The organism is Pseudomonas sp. NC02, assembly GCF_002874965.1.
GTDB lineage: Bacteria > Pseudomonadota > Gammaproteobacteria > Pseudomonadales > Pseudomonadaceae > Aquipseudomonas.
On record NZ_CP025624.1, the window covers coordinates 3,902,845 to 3,915,365 of the forward strand.

Below are 12,521 nucleotides of genomic sequence, written 5' to 3' on the forward strand. Positions count from 1 at the left end.
GAGGCCCAGTACAGCGAACAGGCGAGCGCCTTCGCAGGTAGATAATTGTTTTTGTGCACCTTGGCGCCGAACCTGGGTTACGACCACTGAGGCGCGGCAGGCCCGTTTCCGGACCTGCCGCCGGGGCACAGGCTGTTATAGCCTCAGTGCTGCTCTCTCCCGCCCGGACAGGCGAATCAGCAGGGCCTGGCGTTGCTCAGTCCTTTGCTTGGCCAATACCACGGCTTCTGCCTCGTACTGCGCGCCAAACGCCGGATAGCGATCCTCCAGGGCTTCAGCCTCGCGGGCCTGGGTCTGGGCCAGCGTCGTAAAGTCAGCTGCGTATTGCTTCTGCACGTAGTCGACCCAGTACTGGCGCGTGACCAGATCGGCCGTGAACGCCTCGGTCGCCTCCCGGGCGATGATGCTGGCGTAGGCCTGGTCGATATCGGCCTGTTTCACTTGGGAAAGGTTGCGGTACAGCATGCCGGACGGCTGGCGCGGCAACTCCAGGCGTTGGGCCAGGCCGATGCGGTAGGCCAGGCGAATTTCCGCCGGGTCAACACTGGGCTTTAGGCTGACCACGCGGCTGGCGGTGGCTTCAGTCTGTTCCAGGCGGATCATGCTTCTGGCCAGCTTGAACAGCGCCGCGCCTTCTTTTCCGGGTTCCACGGTTTCCAGGGCCTTGAACTCATAGACACTGACTTCAAGGTCGCTGAACAGCAGGATCCAACCGTCACCGCAAGTCGCGTTGATCCGCATGCCGCGAGCCTTGCCGAACAGTTGCTCGCGCAACGCCGGACGTTGCTCGGCGGCCTCCAGCACCTCCCATACCCGGCGCGTCAACTCAGGGCGGTCGGTGATGAAGTCCTGGGCGTTTTTCAGCTGGGAAATGATGTAGAAGAAATCCTCACTGTCGTCAGCGCTCTTGAGCGACTCCCAGACTGCGTGTTTGCTGGAGTCGGCCGCCACGCCAGCAAACCACTGGGCCTTCTGTGCTGCGGGCGTCAGCAGCTCCGGATGCAGCTCACCGCTCAGATCCGCTTCCTCGTGACTGGTACTGAGGAGGAAGCCATCGAGCTCGCGATCAATTTGCTCCCGGGTATAGCCCAGGCCGAACCCCGTTTCCTCGAGGAAGTCGCTCAGGCGCTCGAACACGCGTTCTTCCAGCCCGTTGTCCGTCAGGTTGGTGTTGCTCATCAGGAGGTTGTGGCGAGGTAACAGGGCATCGTCCGGGATGGTCTCGATCTGGTTATTGCTGAGGTCGAGGGTGCGCAGTCGCGGCAGTTCCAATGCCCCGGCCGGCCATTCCTCCAGGACGTTGTTGTGCAGGTCCAGGTTTGTCAGCCCGCGCAGGCCGCTGACATCCAGGCTGGCCAGGGTGTTTTCGCCAAGGTCGAGCCATTCCAGCGCACTTAACGGGCCGAGCAGTGCCTGTAGCTCCACAGCGTCGCGCAAATCATTGTAGGTGGCTTCGAGATGAGTCAGCGCCGTGTATTGGTTGATCACCTCGGGCAGGTGCGCCAGGCCATTCTTGTTGAGCACAAGCCGGCGCAGGTGGGGGAAACTGCCCAGGAACCCATTGGACCCCTGCTCCGTCAGCTTCACCTCGGTGAGGTCGAGCACGCTGACGTGGCTCATTGAAGCCGGCAACGTCGGCAGGTCGCCCAGATACAACCCGGACAGGTCCAGTACCTCGCGCCCGTCCACCGGCGGCACCTCGGGCCGGGCACGCAGGTTGTGGCGCCAGCTTTCAAGGAGCCGGCCGGCGGCACGACGACGGTCGAGGGCACTGACCCAGCCGCCCCCCTCGCGATAACCCTCGATGTCGATCCAACTGTTCAACACCCGGCTCAAGCGTTGATGCTCGGCGCGCAACTGCACCAGGCGTGTGTCGACGCCGGTGGCGCCCAGGCCGGCGGCCAGCCATTCATCAATGCGCGCCACCGCCTGGGCACTGCTCAAGGCAGGATCCAGTTGTTGCAGGCGCGCCGCCGGAGTGAGGCGTGCTTGCGCGTCGACGTTCTCGACGTGCAGGGGCAACAGCAACTGGCCGGGGTCGTCGGTGACCCTGACCGGGAAATACTCCGGATCGCCGCCGGTCCGGCCGATGCGCAGCTGTTCCTGGGGAATGCCCAGCGGCTTGTGCAGGTAGATTTCCGGCCCCACCAACGGCAGTAATTCCACATCAAGGCCCAATGGATTTTCCCGCAGGGTGCGTTGCGCAAAGGCCAGGATGTCGGCGCAGGCCCGGGCAGTCAGTCGGCAACCCCGCAGGTTGCTCTTGAGCATCAGCGTGTCGTGGCCGGTGAGCGCCTGGGCGGGCACCCGGGTGATAGCGCTGTGGCTCAGGTCCAGGCTTTCCAGGACTGGCAAGTCCAGGACACCCTCAGGCCATTCGGTGATTCCAGTGCGGCTGAGGTTCAAGTGGCGCAAGGCGTTGAGGCCACGCAGATCCAGGCTCGCGACACGGTTGTATTGCAAGTCCAGGGTTTCAAGAGCCGTCAGGCGGCTCAAGCGTTGCTGGATGGACGGGATGATGCTCAGTTGGTTGTGGGAAAGATCCAACTGGCGCAGGGCGGTGAAGTTGTCCAGGGCCGACGGCAGCTGTGCCAGGTTGCTGGCACTGAGGTTCAAGTCTTCAATGGCGTTGAATGCGCCGAGAAAGTCATTCAGCGCCTCAATCGAAACCCGGGTGCCGCTCAGGTTGACCTGTTTGACATGGGCGAACGCGGCCGCCGGCAACCCGGGCAAGTCGCCCAGCACGCCCCCCGACAGGTTCAGTGTGGCGGTCGGCAGGTTGGAGCGCGCCGACATGCCCGACGGCGCAAGCCGCGGCCCCAGGCCTTCACGCCAACTGTCCAGGAGCCGCTCGGCGGCGCGCTGGCGGTAAAAGACATCCACCTGCCGGCGGTCAACCCGCAACTCCCTGGCCGCCCACTCCTCCAGGTCCCGGCTCAGGGCGAGCTGTTCGTCGAGTACCTGGTGAGTGCGAGCCAGTATCTGTTCAGTGGTCAGACCCTGCTGCCGGAACTGAGAGACAACGTCTATGCCAAACCCCCAGTGCACATTTTTCAAGCGGTCCATCACGCCTTCACAGTAACCCTGCACCAGGGCTTGCTCATTGAGCAGGTGAGCCGGATTGCCCCGCACATGTTCATACACCGCCATGAATTCCCGGCGGTCAAACGCGGCCCACCGCAGGTTCAGGCCGCGCCACAATCGTTCATGCCCGATGAGCATCGACGGGGGTACCGAACGGATGTTTGTTCGCCACAGGTCGAGCCTCTCAAGGTGCTCAAGTGACGTCACCCCCTGTGGCCACTCCTGCACCGAGCCCTCCATGCGCAACGAGCGCAGGTGCGTGAGGGGGCTGACGTCCAGGTTTTGCGAAAGCCCCGCGACGGACAGGTTGCGCAAGCGCTCCATTGCCCCCAGGCGTTGAATGAAGGGGACCGAATAGGCCACGTCCCGACCATTCAACGTCAGTTGGTTGAGATCGACGAAGCGGTTCAGCCCGTCGACCAGTCCGGTGCCCGGCGTTGCGTCAAAAAACACCTCAAGGTGTCGCACCCGGGAAAACTGATCGGCCAGGCGCACGCCCTGATCACCCAACAAAAGCTCGGCATGTGCGCTCAGCGCCTGCACATGGGAAAAGTCTGCACTCAGGCGCGGAAGGTCCGTCACGCTGCCCAACGACAGAATGCTCTGGGGCGGCCGCTCGCGGTAAATGCCCTGGCGCCAGCAACCGATGATGTCAGCCGCTACCCGTTGTTGCTGGCTGGCCCCGCCCGCCTGCCCGGCAGCAGCGGCGGTCCATTGATCAAGTTCTGCCTGCAACAGGTCGAACTCACGCTGGCGGTTTCCCAATAGGGTGAAGATCTGTTGGACGCTTTCACCGGCCTGCAATCGGCTCAGGACAAAATCGCTGGCCTGCCCGGCGTTGAGGTTCGGATAGAGCGCCTGCACCCTCGCCGTCAGCGATACATCCACTCCAAAGCCTTTGCCCCGACCGCTCAACGGGTAACCCAGGACGCCCCCCGCCCCCGTCAACACGGGTCGCGAACGCGGTGCGCGCAGGCCGAGCACATTGGACATTTGGCTACGGCGGCGGGTGGCATAACTGGCCACCGCCTGTTGCAGTTCCCGGTCCAGGGTCGCCACGGGCATGTCCAGGCCAGGTCGGGCCGCAGCGGGGATCGCATGCACGACGGACTGGAAGAAATTACGCCGCCCGGTGGTCCGGCTGTTCAGCGCGACACCGCGCTCGTCGTAGGCCTGGAAGGCTTCGCCCTGCTTGACCAGGTATCTGCGCAGCGGCGCATCTTGCGGGCCAATGCTGTTCAGTAACGGTCCTTCGACAGCCTGAAAGCGCACTTCCAGGCGCAGATTGGTGGGCCAGCCCGGCAAGTGTTGCAGGCAATGCAGGGCCAGGCGGTCAGTGTCGGCACCGGCGTCGGCCTGACGATGCAGCCCCGCCAGGGCACGGCTCAGGCGGCCTTGTTGGACTGCGCGGCGAGCGGCATTGTCCAGGCGCGCCGAGGCTCCACGCTGACTGCGCAGTTGCAAGCGCTCCTGTTCGCTGGCGGTATCAAGAATTTCCTGGATGGCTCGCCTCGACAATCCAGGGAAGCGCCGTTGCAGCACCGCCTCTTCGCCAGCCAGCGGCGCCGTATCCGCCACTGGCTGGCTGCGGAACTGCTCCAGGGTATCGGCCAGCACGGCGGGCAGCGGCCTGCCTTCGATATACGCCTTGCGCAACACGTCATCCTGGACCCCACTGATATCCCCAATAATGCCCAGTGTCGTATCAGAGAATTCTTCAGTGGCGGGCCCCAGTCGTCGCAACAGGGTCAGGCGGTCCCATTTGAAGGGCTGCTCATGCACATGCCGCCAGGCACCGGCGTTGTTGTGTTCAAGGATCGGTTGGTAAGCCTCGGGATTTTCCGGGTGTTTGATCCGCCACTTGCGGATTCGGCTGTCGAAGACCTTTTCATGCAGGTTTTCGCCGATACGCACATAAATCTTGCCGCCTGTCTCGTACTGGCCCCGGGCATTGGGCTTGACAGCCGGGGCCAGCACCACCTCGCTGCGGTACGGCGCCAGGTCCGGTTTCCACAGCCGAGCCTCACCACTGGGCAGTTTGACCGGTACCAGGCCATCCACCCAGCGGGACACCTGGATTTTCGGCGCGCGACCGGCCAGGGCCGTCGAACCGCCGAGGGCGGCCATGAAGGCCATGTTCAGCGCCACCGACTCCAGATGTCCCCAGGCGGCATCCATGTCCCCTTCCTTCCACGCCTCGATGCCATGGTAGACCTCCAGGCCCAGCTGCACAGCCGTAACCGCCAGCATCACCTCCCCCAGGCCGGGCACGACAAAGGCCGCCACGTTCAGCACATTCAAGCCAATACTCAGCCAATGTTCGTGGCGTTCCTGGGCAGCCTTGCGATCCGCCTCGGCGGTGGGTACGGCGAGCGTTCTGGCGTTATCTTTCAGGCGTTGCAGGTGGTTGTCATAGAGTGCTCCGAACAGCTCGCCACTGATCAGGCTTTCGCGGCGCGCCAGGTTGATGTTCGGGTCGTAGATCTGCTCCATGTAGCCTCTGGAATTCCACTCGAAGGTAAAGAGCTTGGTCTTCAGTCGTTGCAGGAAAGCCGGGGCTTCGTCTTGCGGCACCAGGCTGGCAAACAGCCGCTGATACTCCGGGGAGCGCAGGTTGATCGCCAGTTCCGCCTCGAACGCCTTTATCGACGGGTATTCCTTGAGCGGGTACAACGGCGCACCGGGGATCCACGCCACCAGCCGCTGGTCGGCCGCGGCCGGCACCAGCAACTCCCCTAGCGAGGCGCCGGGCACCAGCACAGTGCCCCAGCCCAACGGCTGCCGGGCATCTGCCATCGCGCCGACGCCCGGCCCGATCAGTACGACTTCACCCACCTTGCAGCCGAGAATCGCCAATTGGCTGCAGGCAACGGGCTTGCCATCCAACTGCGGCCGTTCGGTACCGGCCAGCAAGGCGTTGAGCATGGCATAGGCACTGTCGCTGACTTCGTTCTTCATCCGCGCCGTGTGCAGCCTGACGGCCAGCAGTTTCTTGTGCGCGTCGATCATTTGCTCGCGCACCACGGCCTTGGTGCCCGCCTCCTCGAACACTTGTTGCAAATGCGCCTGGTATTGCCGGCCCAGGTCCAGCGTGCGGCAGAGCGCAGCAAACTGGTCCGGGGTGACGGCGAGCTTTTCGCGGTAGCGATAGCGGGCCCGGCGTGAATGGTCGTTCAGAATTTCGCCGTAGTACTCGGTGAACAACGCCCCTTCGGGGGCCAGCGCGCTGGTTTGCTCAAGGGCGATATCGGCAAAGTCTTCATTGCCTTCAAAGTTGAGCAATGCCGCCTGCAACAGCGAATGCTGTTGCGGCACCTGACGGTAACGCAGGTAGTGCAACTGGTGCTTGTGGACGTCCGGTACCTCACCGAACCGTTTGCGCCAGGCGTCTTCCAGCAGCGGCTGGGCGAACTCGGTGATGCCCTTGAGGCCGTCGAGAGTCTTGGCCAGCCGCTCGTGGGCGCGGCGACTGGCCAACTGGCTATCGGCGAATGCCTGGCGCAACCCCTGGGGCGCGTTACTGAGCCAGGCAGGTGGTGCATCCTCGGGGACGCGCCCGGGCAGCAGGCCCGGCTTCAAGCGTCGGATGTCCGCAGCCGCGCTGCGGGCAATCCAGCCGGGCAAGCTGTTCTTGATCAATGCGGTGTGTAGCCCCTGCTCTGTCGGGGCGGGTAAGGTTGGCATGCGCTCGTTCCTGATGACTCTGTTAAGGAGTCCCAGTACAGCGAACGGGCCAACCGCCAGGGCGGTAGATAGCTACAGCCGGTGTTTTGCGGGAACTTGGCTATCCTCATCCATGGGTTTGATCCCTACCGCGAGGCCTTTATGGACGATTCCAACAACAAGCCACCGACTTTCTGGCAGATGCTTCACAGCGTGATGGCAGCCGCCTTCGGGGTGCAAAGCGGGAAGAATCGCGCCCGCGACTTTACCCATGGCAAGCCCAGCCACTTTGTCATCCTGGGTATTGTGTTTACCGCCGTGTTTGCCCTGACCCTGTTTGGCATCGTCAAGCTGGTGCTGCACCTGGCCGGTGTTTGAAGCCGGTCAATGCATCAGCAGTTGCAGGCTGAACGGGTAGCGATAGGTGGCTGGCTTGCCCTGGGCTGACAGTGCTCGAAAGTCGACGCCGTAGTCCTCGCGCCCCTGCATCTCTAAAAGGCGCGTGGCGTGTGGCGGATCAATCAATCGAAAGAGCCCAAGCTTGCGCTCACGCCCACCGTACTGCGCCATGCCCAGGCCACGGGCATCGTCATGCAGCACCACCATCGCCCAGCCGCCAAGGGTGAAATGCCCGGCCACCAGCACACTCAGGCGCCCGTCAAGGCGCGCCTGCAACACTTCGGGCGAACTGTTGACCGCGCTGAACAACACGTCCCTGCCCGGCGTGCGCCCGCTGCCTTTGAGTGCATCCATTGCCCCCAGCGCCATTTCATCGCTGGCCGCCCACACCAGCGCGGTCTGCGGGTAGCGTTTGAATAACTGCGTGGCCTGGTCGAAAGCGCGCTGGCGACTCCACTCGCCATACACCAACTGGCGCAGGCGCACCTGCGGATGATCCGCCAGGGCGCGCTGCAAGCCTTGCTCGCGCAGTTGCGCGGCGGGAGTGGTCTTGGCCCCGGAGAACGCGATCAGGTCGAGGGTCTGGCCGGGGGCGACAGGCCCATGCAGGCGCAACAACTGGGTGAGCATCAAGTAGCCCGCCTGTTCGTCGTCGGCGACCATGCTGCCGATCCAGTCAGGGTATTTGCCGGCGTCCAGCAGTTGAGTCTGGTCCGCGGTCAGCGCGTTGTTGACGATCAGCAGCTTGACCCCGCTGCCCTGGGCCAGGCGCAAGATCTGCGGGGCAATGTACTGCTCGTTGACCAGCACCAGGTAGTCCGGGCGCTCGGCGCCTTGCAGGGCTTCACGGGCCTGCAACAGCGTGGTCTCGGGGTTGCGCTCGGAATAGCGCACACGCAAATCCAGGCCGAGGTCCCTGGCGGCGGCCTGCATGAATTGCGCGTAGCTGACCCAGAAGGTCTCGGTCGAATTGCCAGGGTTGAGAAACACCACCGACGTCGCCTGGGCGATGGCCCAGAACGGCATGCTCAGCACCAGCAAGCACTTGCAGAGAACCTTCAACATCGTTGCCTGAGCCCTTCGGAATGACGGCCCATGATAATGGCATCAGGCCGGTCAATCTCGGCTAATTGCCGATTGTCGACAACAAGGCTCGATAACGCCCTTTTATTGATGGCTGACCCAGAACACGGCAGTGGAAACCACCAGGATAATCAAGAACAGAATGGCCCACGCATCGACACTGCTGTCACTTTTGCGCGCTTTGGTCGGATTGCTCATAGCATCGCCTCTTGTCGGTTTTATAGGTGATTGCACAAAGACACGAGCACAGTAAAGTTCATGATTGCCCGCATGACAAATGTGGGTATCGCGATAACCGTTCTCATTAGGCCATTTGGTTATTTGCATATACTCAAACATCACTTTTGCGCATAAACGCAAACTGGTATCGTGCGCCGGCTCCGTTGGGAGTGCGCGGCCGTGCGCGCAGATTTGCCGAGAACAGGACCTATATGTACGTATACGACGAATACGATCAGCGCATCATCGAGGACCGCGTCAAGCAGTTCCGTGATCAGACCCGACGCTATCTGGCAGGTGAACTGAGCGAAGAAGAGTTCCGCCCTCTGCGCCTGCAAAATGGCCTTTATGTTCAGCGCTTTGCGCCGATGCTGCGGGTTGCCGTGCCTTATGGCCAACTGACTTCCCGTCAGACGCGCATGATGGCCAAGATTGCCCGCGACTTCGACAAGGGCTATGCCCACATCAGTACTCGCCAGAACGTTCAGTTCAACTGGCCGGCCCTGGAAGACGTGCCGGACATCCTGGCTGAATTGGCCACCGTGCAGATGCACGCCATTCAGACCAGCGGTAACTGCCTGCGCAACGTGACCACCGACCAGTTCGCCGGCGTTGCCGCTGACGAGCTGATCGACCCCCGCCCATGGTGTGAAATCGTCCGTCAATGGACCACCTTCCACCCGGAATTCGCCTACCTGCCACGCAAGTTCAAGATCGCCATCAATGGCTCGACCTCGGACCGCGCCGCCATCGAAGTGCACGATATCGGCCTGGAGCCGGTGCACAACGCGGCGGGCGAGTTGGGCTTCCGTGTGCTCGTAGGCGGTGGCCTCGGTCGTACGCCGGTAGTGGGTGCCTTCATCAACGAATTCCTGCCGTGGCAGGACCTGTTGAGCTACCTCGACGCGATCCTGCGGGTCTACAACCGCTACGGCCGTCGTGACAACAAGTACAAGGCCCGGATCAAGATCCTGGTAAAAGCGCTGACCCCCGAGGTGTTCGCCCAGAAAGTCGACGCCGAGATGGAACACCTGCGCGGCGGCCAGACCACCCTGACCGACGCCGAAGTGCACCGCGTTGCCAAACACTTCGTCGACCCGGACTACAAGGCCCTGAGCAATCAGGACGCCGCGTTGGCCGAGCTCGATGCGCAGCACCCGGGGTTCGCCCGCTGGCGCACCCGCAACACCCTGGCCCACAAAAAGCCGGGCTATGTGGCCGTGACCCTGTCGCTGAAACCTACCGGTGTTGCACCGGGTGACATCACCGACAAGCAACTGGACGGCGTCGCCGACCTGGCCGAGCGCTACAGCTTCGGCCAACTGCGCACCTCCCACGAGCAGAACATCATCCTCGCCGATGTTGAACAGTCTCAACTGTTCACCCTGTGGGGCGAGCTGCGCGAGCAGGGTTTTGCCACGCCGAACATCGGCTTGCTGACCGACATCATCTGCTGCCCGGGCGGCGACTTCTGCTCCCTGGCCAACGCCAAGTCGATCCCGATTGCCGAATCGATCCAGCGCCGTTTCGACGACCTGGACTACCTGTTCGACATCGGCGAGCTGGACCTGAACATCTCCGGTTGCATGAACGCCTGTGGTCACCACCACGTCGGCCACATCGGCATCCTGGGCGTGGACAAGAAAGGCGAAGAATTCTACCAAGTGTCCCTGGGTGGCAGCGCCAGCCGCGATGCGAGCCTGGGCAAGATCCTCGGCCCGTCCTTCGCCCAGGAAGCCATGCCTGACGTGATCGGCAAGCTGATCGACGTGTACGTTGAACAGCGCACCGAAGATGAGCGTTTCATCGACACTTACCAGCGCATCGGCATTGACCTGTTCAAGGAGCGCGTCTATGCAGCGAATCATTAAGAACAACGAAGTCCTCGACGAAACCTGGCACCTGCTGCCCAAGGACGCGAGCTTCGATGGCATCTCCAACTGCGACGACCTGATCGTGCCACTGGCCCTGTGGCGCGAGCACGCTCACGCCCTCAAGGCCCGCGACGGCGGCCTGGGTGTGTGGCTGGACGCCGATGAAGAAGCCGAAGAGATCGGTGATGACGTGGAGCACTTCCAGGTCATCGCCCTGAACTTCCCGGCCTTCACCGACGGTCGCAACTACTCCAACGCCCGCCTGCTGCGTGACCGTTATGGTTACAAGGGCGAGCTGCGGGCGATTGGCGATGTGCTGCGCGACCAGTTGTTCTACCTGCGCCGCTGCGGGTTCGATGCCTTCGCCTTGCGCGCGGACAAAGACCCGTATGAAGCGCTGGAAAGCCTCAAGGATTTCTCGGTGACGTACCAGGCCGCGACGGATGAACCGTTGCCGTTGTTCCGCCGCCGGTAAGCTCGCGTCAATAAAAAGCCCCGACCAGTCGGGGCTTTTTGCATTCAGGCGGTGGGTTGCAACGCGAGTTGCACTGCACCATCGACACTCAACCCGCTGATCAGCACCTGGGGCGCACACGCCTCAGGCAGCGTCTGCAACACCTCCTGCGCCTCATGCCGTACGCGGGCCAGCACCAGGCATTTGCCCTCCCCTCGCACCTGTACGAAAAAAGCCTGCAACGCCTCGATGCTGGTGCCGTCCAGGTCGGGGGATTCTTCCAGGCTGAGCACGATGGTGTGCAGCGGTAACGTGGAATGTCGCATCAGGCTCAACACGGCCCCCAGCACTCGCTCGGCATTCGCGAAGAACAGCGCTTCACTGGGCCGCACGATCAGCACGCCGGGGATCTGTTCGGCGCTCGGGTGATGGAGCAGCTCGACAAAATCATGCCCACCGTCAATGCGCCCCAACTCGCGCACGTCCGCCGACGACATCTGGCGCAACATCAACACCACGCTGATCCCGACCGCCACCAATAACCCATCCAGCACCCCCAGCACCAACACCGCCGCCACCGCGCAAATCACCAGCAACCGGTCGCGCCGCCAGGAGAAATAGCGGCCCAGGGGCTGCAGGCTCAAGCCACGGCCCAAGGCGTAAATGACGATGGCGGCAAGCACCGGCTCCGGCGTCAATGCCACCAGCGGCAGCACCGTCAGCACGATCGCCAACACCACCAGCGCCGCCACGACTCCCGCCAGCCGCGAGTTGGCGCCCGCCGCCTCATTGGCCGATGTCGCCGAATACCCGGCGCCAGTGGGCATGCCCTGGAACAGCCCGGACAGCAGGTTGGCGGCCCCCAGCGCCAGCAGGTCACGGTTGGATGACACGCGATCACCATGCTTGAGGGCGAAGGAGCTGATGGAGCCGTAGGACTCGGCGTAAAGAATCATCACCATGGCAAACGCCAACTCTCCCAGGCGCAGCCAGTCGGCGAACGGCAATACCGGCAAATGCGCCAGTTCCAGACGCAGGTCGATGACGCCGATCAACGCCACGCCATGGGCCTGCAGATCCAGCCACTGGCCGGCGGCAATCCCGAGGATCACCACCAGCAACCCGCCCGGCAGGCGCCGAACTCGTGCGCATAGCCAGAGCAGCAGCAACGCGACGCCCGCGACGGCAGCGGCGGCCCAGTTCCAGCGCGGCAGTTGCTCCAGGAGCTGGGGCAGGAAGCGAATCAGGTTGTTGTCGGTCAGGTGCACGCCCACCACGCTGGCCAACTGCTTGAGGATGATCGTCAGCGCCAGGCCAAAGGCAAAGCCACGCAACACCGGCTTGGCGATAAACGAGGTCAGCCCGCCCAGCTTGAGCATCCCGGCCAACAGGAAAAACGCCCCCGTCACCAGTACCAGGCCCATTGCCAGGCTCAGCCTGAGTGCCGGGTCATCCCCCGCCAGCGTTGCCGTGGCCGCCGCCAGCACCGCTGCCGAGGACGATGTGGCAGAGACAATCGCGAAGCGGCTGGTGCCAAACAGGCCGTAGCACAACAATCCGGCAAACAAGGCGATCACGCCCGCCTGGGGCGGCAACGCGGCGATGCTGGAATAGGCCACGGCCTCGGGCAGCAACAGGCCGGCGATGGACAGGCCGGCCAGCAAGTCTTGTGCACGGTTCGGCGTGGTGTCGCTCTCAGGCTTGGTGTTCAATCCCTAATTCCCTGGCAAAAAAAACGGCCAATC

General features: G+C 63.0%; 6 protein-coding genes. 3 read left to right on the plus strand and 3 right to left on the minus strand.

The features are described from left to right. Positions 1 to 135: 135 nt before the first annotated feature. Positions 136 to 6,768, minus strand: a complete 6,633-nt coding sequence (locus tag C0058_RS18375) for an NEL-type E3 ubiquitin ligase domain-containing protein (protein ID WP_256579490.1) — start codon at positions 6,766 to 6,768, stop codon at positions 136 to 138. 141 nt (positions 6,769 to 6,909) lie between these two features. Here C0058_RS18375 and C0058_RS18380 point away from each other — a divergent pair, with 141 nt between their 5' ends. After that, complete coding sequence (locus C0058_RS18380) at positions 6,910 to 7,125, plus strand: DUF2970 domain-containing protein (protein WP_008432997.1); 216 nt, start codon at positions 6,910 to 6,912, stop codon at positions 7,123 to 7,125. Between the two features lie 6 nt (positions 7,126 to 7,131). On the opposite strand, the gene C0058_RS18385 is transcribed toward C0058_RS18380, so the two are convergent. After that, positions 7,132 to 8,211: an ABC transporter substrate-binding protein gene (locus tag C0058_RS18385; protein ID WP_102369267.1), complete on the minus strand. Its 1,080-nt coding sequence runs from the start codon at positions 8,209 to 8,211 to the stop codon at positions 7,132 to 7,134. A gap of 449 nt (positions 8,212 to 8,660) precedes the next feature. Between C0058_RS18385 and C0058_RS18395 the strand changes: the two genes are divergently transcribed. Both C0058_RS18395 and C0058_RS18400 read left to right on the plus strand, forming a co-directional pair. Beyond that, positions 8,661 to 10,319: a nitrite/sulfite reductase gene (locus C0058_RS18395; RefSeq protein WP_003210800.1), complete on the plus strand. Its 1,659-nt coding sequence runs from the start codon at positions 8,661 to 8,663 to the stop codon at positions 10,317 to 10,319. Then, the gene (locus C0058_RS18400) at positions 10,303 to 10,797 is read left to right on the plus strand and encodes a DUF934 domain-containing protein (RefSeq protein ID WP_003210798.1); all 495 of its coding nucleotides are present in this window, start codon (positions 10,303 to 10,305) and stop codon (positions 10,795 to 10,797) included. The genes C0058_RS18395 and C0058_RS18400 overlap by 17 nt, the downstream gene beginning before the upstream one ends. 44 nt (positions 10,798 to 10,841) lie before the next feature. On the opposite strand, the gene C0058_RS18405 is transcribed toward C0058_RS18400, so the two are convergent. Beyond that, positions 10,842 to 12,488: a SulP family inorganic anion transporter gene (locus C0058_RS18405; RefSeq protein ID WP_102369269.1), complete on the minus strand. Its 1,647-nt coding sequence runs from the start codon at positions 12,486 to 12,488 to the stop codon at positions 10,842 to 10,844. Between the last annotated feature and the right edge of the window lie 33 nt (positions 12,489 to 12,521).